The organism is Cypionkella psychrotolerans, from assembly GCF_001294535.1.
GTDB classification, from domain to species: domain Bacteria; phylum Pseudomonadota; class Alphaproteobacteria; order Rhodobacterales; family Rhodobacteraceae; genus Cypionkella; species Cypionkella psychrotolerans.
In genome coordinates, this window is sequence record NZ_LGIC01000061.1 from 160683 (window position 1) to 176054 (window position 15372).

14 protein-coding genes are annotated in these 15372 nt (G+C 60.6%); 8 read left to right on the forward strand and 6 right to left on the reverse strand.

The features are described 5' to 3' along the window. The first annotated feature begins 334 nt into the window (after nucleotides 1–334). From AKV04_RS11980 to AKV04_RS11995, 4 genes are all read left to right on the forward strand, one after another. Nucleotides 335–751 (forward strand): spore coat protein U domain-containing protein, encoded by a 417-nt coding sequence (locus AKV04_RS11980; RefSeq protein ID WP_162232871.1) that lies wholly within the window; start codon nucleotides 335–337, stop codon nucleotides 749–751. Nucleotides 752–805: 54 nt separating this feature from the next. Beyond that, nucleotides 806–1297: a fimbrial biogenesis chaperone gene (locus tag AKV04_RS11985; protein WP_054006648.1), complete on the forward strand. Its 492-nt coding sequence runs from the start codon at nucleotides 806–808 to the stop codon at nucleotides 1295–1297. After that, nucleotides 1239–2294: a fimbria/pilus outer membrane usher protein gene (locus tag AKV04_RS11990; protein WP_162232872.1), complete on the forward strand. Its 1056-nt coding sequence runs from the start codon at nucleotides 1239–1241 to the stop codon at nucleotides 2292–2294. Before AKV04_RS11985 ends, AKV04_RS11990 begins: the two co-directional genes overlap by 59 nt. Before the next feature lie 74 nt (nucleotides 2295–2368). Continuing rightward, nucleotides 2369–3214 (forward strand): Csu type fimbrial protein, encoded by an 846-nt coding sequence (locus AKV04_RS11995; protein WP_054006650.1) that lies wholly within the window; start codon nucleotides 2369–2371, stop codon nucleotides 3212–3214. On the opposite strand, the gene queG is transcribed toward AKV04_RS11995, so the two are convergent. The 4 genes from queG to mtgA all read right to left on the reverse strand — a co-directional run bounded on the left by queG (nucleotide 3208) and on the right by mtgA (nucleotide 7086). Next, entirely contained in the window at nucleotides 3208–4242 is a 1035-nt protein-coding gene (queG, locus tag AKV04_RS12000) for a tRNA epoxyqueuosine(34) reductase QueG (RefSeq protein ID WP_054006836.1), read from the reverse strand. The two genes, AKV04_RS11995 and queG, sit on opposite strands and share 7 nt — an antisense overlap. Nucleotides 4243–4304: 62 nt before the next feature. Next, a complete protein-coding gene (gene fzlA, locus AKV04_RS12005; protein ID WP_054006651.1) occupies nucleotides 4305–4970 on the reverse strand; it encodes an FtsZ-binding protein FzlA in 666 nt (221 codons plus the stop codon). Nucleotides 4971–5058: 88 nt separating this feature from the next. Beyond that, on the reverse strand, nucleotides 5059–6285 hold the full coding sequence (locus AKV04_RS12010) for a hypothetical protein (RefSeq protein WP_054006652.1): 1227 nt from the start codon (nucleotides 6283–6285) through the stop codon (nucleotides 5059–5061). Nucleotides 6286–6348: 63 nt separating this feature from the next. Further along, nucleotides 6349–7086 (reverse strand): monofunctional biosynthetic peptidoglycan transglycosylase, encoded by a 738-nt coding sequence (gene mtgA / locus AKV04_RS12015; RefSeq protein WP_054006653.1) that lies wholly within the window; start codon nucleotides 7084–7086, stop codon nucleotides 6349–6351. A gap of 203 nt (nucleotides 7087–7289) precedes the next feature. Between mtgA and AKV04_RS25585 the strand changes: the two genes are divergently transcribed. The 4 genes from AKV04_RS25585 to AKV04_RS12030 all read left to right on the forward strand — a co-directional run bounded on the left by AKV04_RS25585 (nucleotide 7290) and on the right by AKV04_RS12030 (nucleotide 10059). Continuing rightward, a complete protein-coding gene (locus AKV04_RS25585; RefSeq protein WP_082351620.1) occupies nucleotides 7290–7442 on the forward strand; it encodes a ribbon-helix-helix domain-containing protein in 153 nt (50 codons plus the stop codon). A 129-nt stretch (nucleotides 7443–7571) separates the two neighbouring features. Continuing rightward, entirely contained in the window at nucleotides 7572–8675 is a 1104-nt protein-coding gene (locus AKV04_RS12020; RefSeq protein WP_054006654.1) for an aminomethyltransferase family protein, read from the forward strand. A 111-nt stretch (nucleotides 8676–8786) separates the two neighbouring features. Next, complete coding sequence (locus tag AKV04_RS12025) at nucleotides 8787–9275, forward strand: hypothetical protein (RefSeq protein ID WP_156317504.1); 489 nt, start codon at nucleotides 8787–8789, stop codon at nucleotides 9273–9275. Between the two features lie 274 nt (nucleotides 9276–9549). After that, the gene (locus AKV04_RS12030) at nucleotides 9550–10059 is read left to right on the forward strand and encodes a hydrolase (RefSeq protein WP_054006656.1); all 510 of its coding nucleotides are present in this window, start codon (nucleotides 9550–9552) and stop codon (nucleotides 10057–10059) included. A gap of 45 nt (nucleotides 10060–10104) precedes the next feature. On the opposite strand, the gene gltB is transcribed toward AKV04_RS12030, so the two are convergent. Next, nucleotides 10105–14643 (reverse strand): glutamate synthase large subunit, encoded by a 4539-nt coding sequence (gene gltB, locus AKV04_RS12035; protein ID WP_054006657.1) that lies wholly within the window; start codon nucleotides 14641–14643, stop codon nucleotides 10105–10107. Further along, on the reverse strand, nucleotides 14630–15343 hold the full coding sequence (locus tag AKV04_RS12040) for a hypothetical protein (RefSeq protein WP_054006837.1): 714 nt from the start codon (nucleotides 15341–15343) through the stop codon (nucleotides 14630–14632). The genes gltB and AKV04_RS12040 overlap by 14 nt, the downstream gene beginning before the upstream one ends. Nucleotides 15344–15372 lie beyond the last annotated feature (29 nt).

Genomic DNA, 15372 nt, shown 5'->3' on the forward strand with positions numbered 1-15372 from the left:
TCCGCCAGCCGTGCTATTGCACGAAAAGTTCGGGGCGCGATTGGTTTAGATTTGCAACAAGCCCCGCATAACCCTCCAGATTCATTACAATTTTATCCGATTCCGGGCGAGAAGGCCTAAAAATGACACTGTCGCAGCCAGCAAAATACGGACAAATATTATAACATCTGCAATACATCTAAAGGTAGTATTTTACGATAGCAGACGACGGCAACTGCCTGACTCTGCCGTATCGCTCCGGTTAAGAGAGGATGGACTGAAGCCAACGTTTTGCCTTGCTACGCTTGCCTTGGGCCTCATGATCGGTGCCCCACTTGCGCTTCAGGCGGCTGAAGTGGCCAGTACCACGCTGTCTGTGACCGCCACCGTTTTGGACAGCTGCCTTCTCACCGCCCCGGCCGGGTTGGTGTTTGCCTCGCTCAACACCGGTGTGGTGACGAACCAAATGGTTCAAGGCACGGTGACTGTGGTCTGCATGGCGGCCAAACCCAGCGTCACGATTAAGTTGGAAGGCGGCGACAATGCCATAGCCAGCCAACGCAATATGAAAAGCGTCGCAAACGATCTGCTGCCCTATATCATCACCTCGGATGCCGGACATGCCACCGCCGTAGCGCTTGGCGGCAACCTGTTTTCTGGCGCGCTGACCGCGGTGACGCCGAGCATCTTTTCGGTTTACGGCCAAATTCCTGCGGGCACTTACCCGGCGGGCATCTACACCCATACGGTGTGGGTGACGCTGAATTACTGAACGCGCAAAGCCGCCTTCTGACGACCCAAAGCTAGGAACGCAGCGAGGTAAAAAATGTCGAGCTTTCTGTGTTTGCGTTCCATCATTGCAGCGCTGGCACTGGCGCTACCAAGCATAGTTTTTGCCGACAGTCTGGCGGTTTCCCCAACCCGGTTGACGGTGCCTGCCCCGGCGCAGACCACGACGCTGACCATCAAAGCCGAGGGCAAAGGCCCCGCCGTGCTGCAAAGTCGGGTGATGGCGTGGAAAAAGGGCAGCGATCCCAGCAATCTGAAAGACACGAAAATGGTGCAGGTCAGCCCGCCAGCGGCCAAACTGGGCAATCGGCAGGAACTGACGCTGCGCATCGTGCGGACCTCGAACAAAGCGGTGCGCGGTAGTGAATGTTACCGCGTGCTGATTGATCGTCTGCCCGGCAAAACCAAAGACCCGCAGGCGGTGAGGTTGCAGATCATGGTCACGCTCGATCCGCATGGGTGGGGTGCAGTTGCGACGGAATTTCGGGCTACGCAGCGATCTGATCACGCAGCAGCTGTTGTCGTTTGATGGCGCGGCGGCGGTGCCGTCCAGCGTTGATGTGTTCATCGACAACAACCGCGCCTATAGTACCGGCCGCGATGCCGGGCCGTTCCGGTTGGAGGATTTGCCAGTGCGGGCGGGGGCGGGCGAAGCGCTGATCGTGGTGACGGATGCCAATGGGCGGCGGACCGCGAAATTGGTGTCGTTCTATGTCGCGCACAACCTGCTGAAGAAAGGCTTGCTGGATTTCTCGATTGAAGCCGGGCGGACGCGCGACGGCTATGGGCTGGACAGCAATGATTATGGCACCGATGGTATTTTCTCGGGCAGTCTGCGCTATGGTCTGACCGAGCGGATCACGCTTGAGGCGCAGGTGCAGACGAAATCCGATCTGGGGCTGGTGGGCTTCGGTTTTACCACGGTGCCGTTTGATCTGGCCGAGGTGAGCGTTGCGGGTGGGGTCAGTGACTATGCTGGCAAGACCGCGAGCTTCGCCTATGGCGCGTTGCAGACCGAGATCTGCCCGATGGAGATCAGCGGTTCGGTGCGTTGGGCACAGAAGGGGTTTGCCGATCTGACCTATACGACCGGGGTGGATTATCTGGGGCAGACCGAGATTGAGGACAGCGCCTCGCTGCTGGAAGTGCAATCCTATCACCGCAACCGAGTGTCAGTTGATCTGGCCGATCTGCCCGCCGATCTGGCGCTGGATGCCTCGGGGATGGATGTGGTGCCGGGGATCGGCTCGGGGGTGAAAGTGAAATTTCGCGGTGATACCGAGGACAGCGCGGTGATCGTGCTGCGGGGAGCAGATGGTACGCCGCTAGAGGCGGGGATGATTGCCGTGCTGAACGGCGGTGGTGAGGAATTTATTGTCGGCTTTGACGGTGAAACCCTGGTGCAAGGGCTGAGGCGCACCAACCAGCTGACCGTGCAATCGGACACCAGCACTTGCACGGCAAGTTTTGATTTTACCGCCCAACCCGGTGCGCTGCAAAAGATTGAAGGAGTGCTTTGCCAATGATGCGCTACGTTCTTGCGCTGATGTTCGCTTTGCTGCTGCAGACGGGTGCAGCGGCGGCGTAAACCTGCACGGCGGTGACCACCGATTTTGATTTTGGCAGTGTCAGCTTGCGCGCGGGCGCGGTCAATCAAACCTCGGGCAATGTTAAGGTCACCTGTACCGGCGGGCTTGTCGGCCTCGTCGGTGTTTGTCTGACCTACGGCGGCGGCAGCGCCAATGACGGGGGCAGCCCGCCGCGCCGTTATATGGTGGGCCCCGGCGGCTCACTGCTGGAGTATCAGTTGCGGCAAACCAGCGGCGGTGCGGCTCTGTCGCAGATATTTGTCGAGGTTGTGATGCTGCTCGGCAATGGCAGCGCCACCGTGCCGATCTTTGCCGATATCCTGTCGCCCTCCGTGCAGCTGCCGACCGGATCCTATAACGCCAGCTATAGCAGTGGCGGGGCAAACGGCGTGAAGATGCGGGTCGGCGTGTTGACCTGCAACCTTCTTGGGCAGGAATTGGCAGCGGGCGGTTTTGCGGTGCGCGGTGTGGCGGCGTCCAGTTGCGATGTCTCGACCACAACGCTGGATTTCGGCGATGTTCCGTCACAACTGGTGCAGGCGGTCGACAAAACCGCCAGCGTCACGGTCAGCTGCACCGGAGGCACGCCGTACCGGGTTTCGCTGGGTCTGGGGCAAGGCCCGGGGGTGAGCAATCCAGCGGCGCGCAAGATGAAATACCTACTGTCGACACTGACCTATGGGCTGTTTCAAGACACTGCCCGCAGTCAGCCTTGGGGCGATACGCTGGCCACCAATGTCGCGGGCACGGGCGCTGGATTGGCGCAAGTCTATACGATTTACGGGCGGATCTTTGGCAATCAGACCCCGACAATCGGCATCTATACCGACAGTGTCGTCGTCACCGTCGTTTACTGAGCGGTGCCTTGTAGCCGGGCAATGGCCCAGTGCGCTGCCTCGGCCACGGTTGGATCAGGATCGTCGCGGAGGCGGTTTGCGTGCGCAGCCAGCTCCGGCAGGCCAGAGTTGCCGATGGCATACAGCACGTTGCGCACGAAGCGATCCCGCCCGATGCGCTTGATCGGGCTGCCCGCAAAGCGCGCGCGGAAGGCGGTATCATCGAGGCTGACCAGATCGGCCAATTCGGGTGCGCCAACCTTCGGCTGATAGCCAATATCCTTGGCGGTTTGAGCGAATTTGTTCCAGGGGCAGGCGGCAAGGCAATCATCGCAGCCATAAATCCGGTTGCCCATCAGGGCGCGCAGATCGAGGTCAACCGGGCCTTTGTGTTCGATCGTGAGGTAGGAAATGCAGCGTCGTGCATCCAACTGATAGGGAGCGGGGAAGGCTTTGGTCGGGCATGCCTCAAGGCACGCGGTGCAAGATCCGCAATGGCTGACCTCGGGCGGATCTTTCGGCAAATCAGCGGTGGTGAAGATCGCGCCGAGGAAAAACCAGTTGCCTAAGTCGCGTGACAACAGATTGGTGTGCTTGCCCTGCCAGCCCAGACCCGCCGCCTCGGCAAGCGGCTTTTCCATCACCGGAGCCGTGTCGACGAAAACCTTGATCTCGGCCTTGGCAGCATTTGCGAACCAGCCGCCCAGCCGCTTCAACCGCCGCTTCACCAGATCATGGTAATCCTTGCCCTGCGCATAGACCGACACCGCCGCACGGTCAGGTTGAGACAGCACTGCCATAGGATCAGCCTCGGGTGTATAAACCTCGGCCAGCATGATCACCGAGCGCGCCTCGGGCCAAAGCGCCGCTGCATTGCCACGCCAATGCTCGCGCTCGGCCATCCAAGACATTTGGCCATGGTGATCAGCTTGCAGAAATTGCCGCAAGCGCCCTGCGGTTTCTGGTACCGCATCCGGCGCACAGATACCGAGTTTGGAGAACCCCTCCTCCAAAGCCTTTACAGCCAGAGCATCCTTGAGTGACGGCATGGTCATCCTCTGTGCTCAAATATCCTCTGGGGTCCGGGGGCGAAGCGCCCCGGCGGTTTCAGCTAGAAATCCAGATCGGCGTAATGCGCGGGCGGCGGGAAGCCGGGCACCTGATCAGCCAAAAGCGTGCGGAACGAGGGCCGCGATTTGATCTTGGCATACCAGTCTTTCACCGTGGCCGAGCGGTTCCAGTCGACATCCGAGATATAGTCGAGGCAAGAGATATGCGCCGCCGCCGTCAGATCGGCCAAGGTCATTACATCGCCCGCCAGCCAGCGGCGTTGATCGAGCAGCCAGCCAAGATAGTCGATGTGGTATTTGATCCGCCCTGCCCCCGATTTCACCGCTTTTGAATCCGGGTAGCCATGCGCCATGATCTTCTTGTTCACCCGCTCATACAGCAGTTTTGAGGTGACTTCGGCGTGGAATTTATCATCGAACCACGCGCAGAGGCGGCGGACTTCAAAGCGCATGTCAATGTCGCGCGGCATCAGCGCCGGGGTGGGGAAGGCTTCTTCCAGATATTCGCAGATCGCCTGACTTTCCGACAGCACCTTGTTTTCGATCCGCAGCACCGGGACTTTACCCGCCGGATTGCGGCGCAGGAAATCTGGTGAGGGTTCCCAATAGCGTTCTTCGATCAGCTCCACCTCCAGCCGTTTTTCGGCCAAAGTCAGGCGCACCTTGCGGCAGAATGGCGAGAGCGGGAAGTGATAGAGGCGGATCATGGGTTACTCTTGGCTGGGCTATGTTCTGATAGCCCCGCCACCGGACAGGATCAATCCCGCATGGGCCGAGAACTGCGGGTCCGGCGCTTTACGGCGCTATGGGTGGCAAGGTGCTGCGGATCGCATCCGTGATCATTTTGTCGTCTCTTGCCCGCCGCGCCTGTTTGGCAGCCGCAATTTCAGCTGCGCTACGCCGTTTTATCGGGGGCACGGGGGGCGGTTTTGGCGGATCAAGCCGCAGCCAGACCGCAGCGGGATCGGCTCCGCGCGTCAGTGCCAAGGCGTGCTGAACGGGGGCAGGCGGCTTTATGACATGCGGATCAACGATGCCGCTGACAAAACCTGCGCTTGGTCGCACGGCGATGCCGGCATCTGCCAGCACTGTGGGCAGATCAGGCAGTGCCTCCCGCAGTTGGCCATGTGGCACGTTAAAGCCGCCTTTGGAGGATTGCAGCGACATCACCGGAACCATTGGCAACGGCGCCGAAACTTGGCTGTAGCTGCGCATGGTGTGCCGCGCGAGATCAACCGGGGCGGATCCGCGGATGTCTTGCAGGGTCAGATGCGTCAACCCGGTCAGCCGCACCAGATCGCCAGAGGCCGCCAGAAGTTCGGCAGCATTGGCCTCGGTGATCGTCAGCGCCAGATCGGCTTTGCGGCCATCATCTGCGGTGAAAGTCAGACAGGGCTGATCTGCGGGAAAGTCCGGTTGCTGCGCCAAACAGGCGGCGCGGTCGCGGCTTTCGATGATCGCCGAGAACCGCGACAGGGTGGCGGGGGCCAAGCAACCTTTCGGCTGCATCGCAGGTAAGTTCAGATCGGCGCAGGTTTTACCTGCCACCGGGAATACCATGTGCGCCATCATCTGAGTCTGAAACCGCACCAGCCTGATCCAGCGGATCTCACCACCACGCAGGGCTGCCAGACAGAGTGCGTCGCAGGTTTCATAGGGGCTGTAAGAGCCCGAGGTTTGCAGAATATAGTCTAGCGATTGCGGTTTGATGGTGAGCTGCGCCAGCGTGACATGCTCGGCTGGCGGAAGTTGAGCGATTTGGCCGGCGCGTAGGGCGTAGAAGCCCGCCCCAAGCGCCAAGATCCCGCCCAGCACGATCCCGCTGGCAAATTTTGCCCCGCGCGCAGAATTTGCGGCCTGCCAGCAGAGGATCAGCGCCAGAATCCACCACAGATTGGCAGCAAGCAACCAGACCGGGAGCATCAGGCCAAGGCTGTACAGTGACGTGGTGACGACAAGCTCATTGTCGGATGCGAGGCCGGCCGCCACGATTGAGATTATCGCGCCCCAAAGCCATTTCATCCGCACATCTTTCCGCCGATATGCCGGTATCTTGGCGCGAAATTGGGGCGATTTCGCGGCTGCTTAATTGTCGAAACAGGCGGAGCGGCCATCCGCCAGAATGGTCTCGGCCCCCGACATGATCGCCCCCGTGCGTTTGCGCACGAAACTGGTGGGTTTGGAGGCAGAGCGACCTTTTGGGTCGGGCAGCACAGCGGCGAGGCGGGCGGCTTGCAGGGCAGACAGATCGCGGGCATCGACGCCGAAATAGTGCTGGGCTGCGGCTTGCACCCCGAACACGCCCTCGTCGAATTCGGCGATGTTGAGGTAGACTTCAAGGATGCGCTGCTTAGACCAGACCAACTCGACCACCGGGGTGAGACCCGCTTCGATGGCCTTGCGCAGCCAACTGCGGCCTTGCCAGAGAAAGACGTTCTTGGCGACCTGTTGGGTCAAGGTGGAGGCGCCTCGATTGCCGCCTTGCTCGGCGGCGGCGCGGATGGCGGCCATATCGAAGCCCCAGTGCAGGCAGAAATTGGCGTCCTCGGCGGCGACAACGGAGCGGCCCATCACCGGGGCGATTTCATCCCAATCAACCCAATCTTTGCTGATGCCACCCAAGCGCCAGCTTTCGGAGAGTTGGTAGAGGTTGATCGGGGGGGGCAGGAAACTGAACAGCAGGATCAGGACGCCGTAGAATCCGGCGATGCCCGCCAGCCCCCGCAAAAGCCAGCGTTTGATCTGCCGCCCTTTGGGGAGGGCTGCGATCAAGGCAGGCGCGGGCACGGCCTTTTTGCGCGGTTTCTTCGGGGTGTCGACCATGTTTCAGCTTAGGCCCGAAGGTTGCGGTTTGGTCAAGGGTTTGAAGGGGTTTTTGGCTGTGTCCACGCGTGGACAAGCTTGTGGCTTATATGATTTCAAAGGGTTAGCTGGAGGCGATTTAGATTTCGTTAAGCATTACGGCGTGGATGCCTGACGAATGGCAAGTCATACCAAATCTTGCCAATACCGCTGTGGTGCCTGTCATGAGCACGACGAACATCTCTTTGCCCGACGACATGAAGGCCTTTGTGGACGAGCAGGTCCGCATCAACGGCTTTGCCAGCACCAGCGAATATATGCGCGCGCTGATCCGAGAGCGGGAAGACGCGATTGAGCGGCTGCGGGCAAGGGACTAGGCCGCCCGCGACCTGCCGTTCGCTTTGCGCGACTGATACCGCCTGATCCCGACAGAAAATGTCGCGCGTGATGCTGCACGGGGGCTGTGGCTTGCTTAGGTTTTGCGCAACCCTAGCCCGGAGCCCGCCATGCCGCTACGCCGCACGCCGTTTTATGCCCTCGCCTCGGCCTATGGCGCGCAGATGGGGCCAGTGGGGGGCGGGTTTGTCTCGGCGCATCATTATGGCGATGTGCGGGCAGAGCATCTGAACACGCGGGCCAATGTCGGGGTGCAGGATCTGTCCACCATGGGCAAGATTGATGTGAAGGGGCCGGAGGCGGAGGCCTTGGTCAATTATCTGATCGTCAATGACGCGGCGGCGATGCGGGTGGGGGCTGCGCGCTATGCCAGCGTTTGTGCGCCCGATGGCGGGGTGATGGATGATCTGACGGTGTTCCGGCTGGCGGATGAGCATTTTCTGATTGTGTCAGGCTCGCGCAATCGGTTGAAGATCCGCGATTGGGCGATGCAACATGCGACCGGGCGGCGGGCTTATGTGACGGATATTACGGCGGCGATTGCGTTTCCGACCGTGCAGGGGCCACGCGCGCGGGAGTTGTTGGCGGGGCTGATCCCGGATGCGGATTTGAGCGCGTTGAAACGGTGGAGTTTCACTTGGGGGCATTTTGGCGAGACGCGGGTGATGATTTCGCGCACCGGGGTGACCGGGGAATTGGGCTTTGAGTTGTTCGTGCCCTCGGATGAGGCGGCGGGGGTGTGGAACGGGCTTATGACGGTGGGCGGTGCTTATGGGCTGCGCCCCTACGGCGTGCAGGCGATGTTCACTTTGGGGCTAGAGAAGCTTTATCCGGCGCATGGTATTGATATGGACGAGACGGTGACGCCGTTTCATGTCGGCACCGATGCGTTCATCAAGTTTGACAAGGGCGACTTCATCGGGCGCGAGGCGCTGTTGCGGCTGCGCGAGGCCGGGGTGGCGACCGCTTGGGTCGGGTTGCTGATGGAGGGCGAAGTTCCTGCGGCTGAAGGGGCTGCAGTGATGCTGGATGGTACGCAGATTGGTCATGTGACCTATAGCGATCACGGCTATTCGGTAGGGGCGGTTTTGGCCTCGGCCCATATCGAGAAGGGCTATGCGGTAGAGGGCGCGGAGGTGACGGTTGGGGGCGTTAAAGCGCGGGTGGCGCGCAAGGCGTTCTTTGATCCCGAGGGCGCGCGGCTGCGGGGGTGACGCGGCGTCACGGCGGAAATCGCGGCGGGCGGGGGAACGAAAACCGATGTTCGGGGTTGTTGCTGCATAGGGCTTGGGAAACTAGGCCGCTGTGTAACAATGGAGATCATCATGTTTCGCACTTCTATCGCAGCCTTCCTGATGGCCACTGCCGTGGCCTTTCCGTCCTTCGCGCAAGACCTGAAGCCCGTGCGTGAGGTCGAGGTCAAAGTCGATACCGCTGGCGTCGCCAATGCGCAGGCGGCGGCTTATTGGGGCACGCTGCAAGACGATCTGAAGGCCTCGATCCTGACCAAAGTGGCGCCGAGTGATGACGAGGCGGCTGTCGTGATCAAGATCCGCATTGACGATGTCTCGCTGGCCAATGGCTTTCAGGAGAAGCTTGGTTTGGGCGACACCACTCTGGTGGGCAACGTGCTGGTGCAGGACGACAAGAACCACACCAAGGACGATGCCTATGACCTGACGGTCGACGTGAATGCCGCCAAGCCTTTGTTGCCGGCGGGCTATGATTTCACGGCGGCGGATGCGGATACCAAGGTGTATTACAATGCGATGGTCAATGCCTTCGCGGACGGCGTTGTGACCCGCCTGAAGTAAGTTTGGCGGGAGTGTGTGGAAAGGCCCCCGTTCGCGGGGGCCTTTTTGCTTTGGTGCAGGTGATGGCAGGCACCGCTACTGGCCATGTGGTCCATAACGATCAGGGGCACGGCAGCCTCGGCGCGACGGAGACCGCAAAGCCGTCGATCCCAAGGCGGTTGTGGCGTGCACGGCGTTGCTTGCGCCAGAGCGCGCGCGGCAATGGTTGCGTTGCATCAATGTGGGCGTCGCACTTTGGCGGTAGCCTTCTGCCATGCACTGTCAGGAGCGTGCCATGCAAACCAACCAGACCCCATTCAACGACCAATCCGTGAACACAACCGGCTGTTGTGCCAAGTTCAATCCTGCAGGGTGGGACGCGCAAGAGCTGCATTTCAAGGACAAGCCATTCGTGCGCGCCAGCACTTTGTCGATCGGGCATGTGCCGCTGAACATGGGCGTGGTCTATGCCCGTGTGCAGGGGCATATTGAAAAGGCGGATGCGGGCGATCCATCACAGGATCTGGTGATGTCACGCGATCCGTCGGCTTTTACCGGCGAGCATCTGTTTGCTGTGAAAAGCCCGGTGGCCGACGAGGAGATGATCGCAGTGAGCGGCGATTTCCTCACCAAGGTTTTTGAAGGGCCTTATTCGGCCGTGCGCGGCTGGTATGGTCAGATGCAGGCGCTGGCCCGAGAAAAAGGGCACGAGCCGAAACAGGTTTGGTTTTACTACACCACTTGCCCCGATTGCGCGAAGGCCTACGGCGCGAATCCGGTCGTTGGGCTGGTGGAACTTGCTTGACGAAAAGGCCCCCGGATAAGGGGGGCCTTTCTGGTGCGCGGCAGATTATTCCGCCGGGACTTTCGCCGCTTCGTCCGACAGCGGATATGCGAGGTGCGGCAGCATCTCTTTCGGGCAGATTTGCAGGAAATTCGCGCGCTCGGTGGCCCAATCGGCGAGGATGCGAGCGGCGATGCGCGACCCGGTTTCTTTGGCGTGACGCTCAATCAGGTGGCGCAGTTGTGCCTCCCAATGCGGGTGGGCGACGGCGCAGGTCAGCACGGTTTCGTCGTTGATGAAGTCTTCCGCGATGGCTTGGGGATCGTAGACATAGGCCATCCCCCCGGTCATGCCGGCACCGAAGTTGGCACCGATTTTGCCGAGGATGACGGCGGTGCCGCCAGTCATGTATTCACAGCCGTTCGAGCCGCAGCCTTCGACCACCACGGACGCACCTGAGTTGCGGACGGCGAAACGCTCACCTGCCCGACCGCTGGCAAACAGGTAGCCAGCCGTCGCACCATAGAGCACGGTGTTGCCGATGATGGTGTTATCCTCGGCTTTCAAGGGCGAGGACATTTGCGGGCGGACGACAATGGTGCCGCCGGACAGGCCCTTGCCGACATAGTCGTTGGCGTCGCCTTGGACCTCCAGCTTCAGTCCGTTGACGGCGAAAGCGCCCAAGGATTGACCGCAAGAGCCGTGCAGTTTCACCGTCAGGTGATCGGGTTGCAGGTTGTTGCGCATGCCGAATTTCTTGACGATATGGCTGCTGGCCCGGGTGCCGATGGTACGCAGGGTATTGCGGACGGCGTAGGAGAGTTGCATCTTCTCGCCGTCTTCAAAGAACCGCGCGCCGTCTTTGACGATTTCCGCGTCCAACGTATCGGGGACGTGGTTGCGGGGTTTTGAGCGGTCGTAGGTGATTTTTGAGGCACCATCGACCGTGATCAGCAGCGGGTTCAGGTCGAGATCATCGAGGTGGGCAGAGCCACGGCTGACCTGTGACAGAAGGTCAGCGCGACCGATGATTTCATCCATAGACCGCGCGCCGATCTGGGCGAGGATTTCGCGGACTTCCTGCGCGTAGAAGGTGATCAGGTTGACGACCTTGTCCGCCGTCCCGGTGAATTTGACGCGCAGGGCGGTGTCTTGGGTGCAGACGCCGACCGGGCAGGTGTTCGACTGGCATTGACGCACCATGATGCAGCCCATCGCGATAAGCGCAGCCGTGCCGATGCCGTATTCCTCGGCCCCGAGCATGGCGGCCATCACCACGTCACGACCGGTGCGCAAGCCGCCATCGGTGCGCAGGGTGACGCGTTCGCGCAGGTTGTTCATCGACAGAACCTGATGCGCCTCGGTCAGGCCCATTTCCCACGGCAGGCCTGCATATTTGATCGAGGTGCCGGGCGATGCCCCGGTGCCGCCGTTGTGGCCGGAGATCAGGATGATATCGGCTTTCGCTTTCGCCACACCTGCGGCGATGGTGCCGACGCCGCTTGCGGACACCAGTTTCACCGTGACTTTGGCGCGCGGGTTGATCTGTTTCAGGTCGTAGATCAGCTGTGCGAGGTCTTCGATGGAATAGATATCGTGGTGCGGCGGTGGGCTGATCAGGGTCACGCCTTTGGTGGAATGGCGCAGGCGGGCAATCAGCTCGGTCACTTTCATGCCGGGCAACTGGCCGCCTTCGCCGGGCTTGGCACCTTGGGCGACTTTGATTTCAAGTTCTTCGCAGGCGTTCAGGTATTCGGCGGTGACGCCGAAGCGGCCAGAGGCGACCTGCTTGATCTTGGCGGAAGGGTTGTCGCCATTCGGTTCGGGCAGGAAGTGCGCGGGGTCTTCACCGCCCTCGCCACTATCGGATTTCGCGCCGATGCGGTTCATTGCGACGTTCAGGGTCTTATGCGCCTCTGGCCCCAAGGCCCCCAGCGACATGCCCGGAGTCACAAAGCGTTTGCGGATTGAGGTGATGCTTTCGACTTCCTCAATCGGCACCGGCTTGCCCAAGGTCTTGATATCGAGCAGATCGCGGATGTGAATCGGCGGGTTGGAGCGCATCGCGGCAGAGTATTGCTTCCACAGATCAAACGACGCGCGGTCGCAGGCCGATTGCAGCATGTGCATGGTCTGCGCTTCCCAAGCGTGCTTTTCGCCCGAGCGGCGGGCTTTGTAGAAGCCGCCAATCGGCAGAACATCCGCGCCACCAAGCCAGCCTTTGGCGTGGACTTCTTCGACCTTCATCTGGATGCCGTGCAGACCGATGCCCGAGATGCGGCTTTGCATACCGGGGAAATACTCGGCCACCATGGCACGGGATAGGCCCACGGCCTCAAAGTTCAGACCGCCGCGATAGGACGAGATCACCGAAATGCCCATTTTGGACATGATCTTGAGCAGGCCCGCATCGACGGCATAGCCATAGCGGCGCATGGCATCGACGAGGCTGCCGTCGATCAGACCGCGACGGATGCGGTCGGCAATGCTGTCTTGCGCGAGATAGGCGTTGACGGTGGTGGCCCCTGAACCGATCAGGACGGCGAAATAGTGGGGGTCGATACACTCAGCGCTGCGGACGTTGACCGAGCAGAAGGTGCGCAGGCCCTTGCGGGTCAGCCAGCTGTGCACAGCCGACGTGGCGAGGATCATCGGCATCGCGACCTTTTCGGGCGACTGATGCTGATCGGTCATCACCAACTGGCCTGCACCCGAGCGCACGGCGTCTTCGGCTTCGGCCCGGATACGTTCTAGTCCTTGGCGCAGGGCATCGGGGCCACCGTTCACCGGGAAGGTGCAGTCGATGAAGGCGACTTGATCGCCGAAGCGTTTCACCAACACGTCAAATTCGGCATTGGCAAGGAAGGGGCTTTCCAGCACCAGAATCTCGCTTTGCGCGTTGGTTTCATCCAGCACGTTGCGCAGGTTGCCGAAGCGGGTTTTCAGCGACATCACCCGGCCTTCGCGAAGCGAGTCGATCGGCGGGTTGGTGACTTGGCTGAAGTTCTGGCGGAAGAAGTGCGACAGGGGCCGATAAACCGAGGACAGCACGGCGGCGGGGGTATCATCGCCCATCGAGGCGATCATTTCCTTGCCGTCTTCGGCCATCGGGGCAAGGACTTGTTCGAGTTCTTCAACGGTAAAGCCCGCCGCGATCTGACGCTTGCGCAGCTCGGCGCCCTCGAACATCGCCACTTCGGGCACGTCGCGCAGCAAAGCGTTGAGGTCGACGATCTTCTCGATCCAAGTGCCATAGGGCTGAGCGGCGGCGAGTTTATCTTTCAGCGCAACGTCGTGGTAAAGTTTGCCCTCGGCCATATCGACGGCGATCATCTGTCCCGGCCCGAGCGCGCCCTTTTCGCGGATGGTGGCTTCATCGACAGGCACCATGCCCGCTTCGGAACCGGCGATCAGCAGGCCATCACCAGTGACGACATAGCGCATCGGGCGCAGGCCGTTGCGGTCAAGCCCACCGCAGACCCAGCGGCCATCGGTCATCGCGAGGGCAGCGGGGCCATCCCACGGCTCGATCACCGAGTTGCAATAGGCATACATATCGGCCCAAGCGGGCTTCATATCGGTGGTGGCTTTGCTCCATGCTTCCGGCACCAGCATGGTTTTGGCGAGCGGCGCATTGCGGCCCGAGCGCACAAGGGCTTCAAACACCGCATCCAAAGCACCGGAGTCAGAGGTGCCCGCCGGGATGATCGGTTTGATGTCTTCGGCGGCATCACCAAAGTTGTTGCTAGCCATGCGAATTTCGTGGCTTTTCATCCAGTTGATGTTGCCTTTCAGCGTGTTGATCTCGCCGTTATGGGCCAACATGCGGAAAGGTTGTGCCAACCACCACTGCGGGAAAGTGTTGGTGGAATAGCGCTGATGGTAGATCGCGAAGGCGGATTCAAAGCGGTCGTCCATCAGGTCAGGGTAGAAGGTGGCGACCTGTTCGGCCAGCATCATGCCTTTGTAGATGATGCTGCGGCAGGACAGGGAGCACAGATACATGCCTTGGATTTGGGACGCGAGGGCGGCTTTTTCGATGCGGCGGCGGATGATATACAGCTCGCGCTCGAACTGCTCCTGATCAATATCCTTATCACAACGGATCAGGATTTGTTCGATCTCGGGCCGGGTGGCATTGGCTTTGTCGCCGAGCACGGAGGTGTCGACGGGGACGTGACGCCAGCCATAGATGTAGTGACCCATGCGCAGCACTTCGGCTTCGACAATGGTGCGGCAGCGTTCTTGCGCGCCGAAATCAGTGCGCGGCAGGAAGACCTGACCGACGGCGATCAGCTTGTGGATGTCGGGCTCGTGCCCGGTGCGGCGGACTTGGTCGTAGAAGAATTTGACCGGGATCTGCACATGGATGCCCGCGCCATCGCCGGTTTTGCCGTCGGCATCGACAGCACCGCGGTGCCAGATCGCCTTCAGCGCGTTGATGCCGTTTTCGACGACTTTGCGGGAGGGCTTGCCGGAAATCGCGACCACCAGACCGACGCCGCAGGACGAATGTTCATCTTCGGTTTTATAGAGGCTGTTGGCGTCCATATAGGCGCGTTTGGCTTCTTCGGCGCGAACCCAGTCTTCGTTATAGATCGTCATGGCTGCTAACCTCCGGGCTATGGCTTTGGGGGAAGGACGACATCACGGCGTCGCATTCAAAGATCGGTTGCGTGGCGGCGAAGCCTTTTTCGCCGGGCAGGATGAATTGCACCGGGCTGCCTTCGAGGGGCAGCCATTGCGTGCCATCCCACCATTCGGATTGGCCGGAAAAGAAGTTCCGCCACTCGGCACTGACATATTCATGGCCGTGCGACTTACGCAGCTCATTGCCCGCATCGTCGGTTTCGACATATTCAAATTCGGTGCGCTGCAGCGTGACGCCGTCGATGGTGGCGGTTTCGTCGGTCAGCTTGTCGTAGCCTTTGACATTGGTGTGCTCGCCATTGTCTTTGCTGAGGCTGAAGTCGAAATCATCGCGGCCTGTCGCCAGCAGGCTGGAGAAATTCGCCGGGTCTTTGGGGTTTGGGTCGAGGGTTTGGATGACCGTGGGATTCAGATCATAGCTTTCGATCCACTGGGTTTCGCGATCGATTTTCGACATGTAGAACATGCCCTCTTGATCGAAATCGGCGCGCCATTTGTCGCCGGGATTGTCTTTCTCGCAGGTGTAGTAGTTCGCGACATAGCAGCCGCGCGATTGCACGGTGAGGGTGGTGGTGCAGCCTTGCGGCGGCGTGAAGCTGCCCGCGAGCGCGGGGGTGGCTACGAGGAACAGCGGGAAAAGCAGGGCGGTCCGCATGGGTTGATCCTTTTGATGTGTGATCTTTG

What these genes read in the sequence shown, in the direction of transcription:
- AKV04_RS11985 (WP_054006648.1), top strand. Translation starts at nt 806, where the DNA reads ATGTCGAGCTTTCTGTGTTTGCGTTCCATCATTGCAGCGCTGGCACTG.
- queG (WP_054006836.1), bottom strand. Translation starts at nt 4,242, where the DNA reads ATGCCGTCACTCAAGGATGCTCTGGCTGTAAAGGCTTTGGAGGAGGGG.
- fzlA (WP_054006651.1), bottom strand. Translation starts at nt 4,970, where the DNA reads ATGATCCGCCTCTATCACTTCCCGCTCTCGCCATTCTGCCGCAAGGTG.
- AKV04_RS12010 (WP_054006652.1), bottom strand. Translation starts at nt 6,285, where the DNA reads ATGAAATGGCTTTGGGGCGCGATAATCTCAATCGTGGCGGCCGGCCTC.
- mtgA (WP_054006653.1), bottom strand. Translation starts at nt 7,086, where the DNA reads ATGGTCGACACCCCGAAGAAACCGCGCAAAAAGGCCGTGCCCGCGCCT.
- AKV04_RS25585 (WP_082351620.1), top strand. Translation starts at nt 7,290, where the DNA reads ATGAGCACGACGAACATCTCTTTGCCCGACGACATGAAGGCCTTTGTG.
- AKV04_RS12020 (WP_054006654.1), top strand. Translation starts at nt 7,572, where the DNA reads ATGCCGCTACGCCGCACGCCGTTTTATGCCCTCGCCTCGGCCTATGGC.
- AKV04_RS12025 (WP_156317504.1), top strand. Translation starts at nt 8,787, where the DNA reads ATGTTTCGCACTTCTATCGCAGCCTTCCTGATGGCCACTGCCGTGGCC.
- AKV04_RS12030 (WP_054006656.1), top strand. Translation starts at nt 9,550, where the DNA reads ATGCAAACCAACCAGACCCCATTCAACGACCAATCCGTGAACACAACC.
- gltB (WP_054006657.1), bottom strand. Translation starts at nt 14,643, where the DNA reads ATGACGATCTATAACGAAGACTGGGTTCGCGCCGAAGAAGCCAAACGC.
- AKV04_RS12040 (WP_054006837.1), bottom strand. Translation starts at nt 15,343, where the DNA reads ATGCGGACCGCCCTGCTTTTCCCGCTGTTCCTCGTAGCCACCCCCGCG.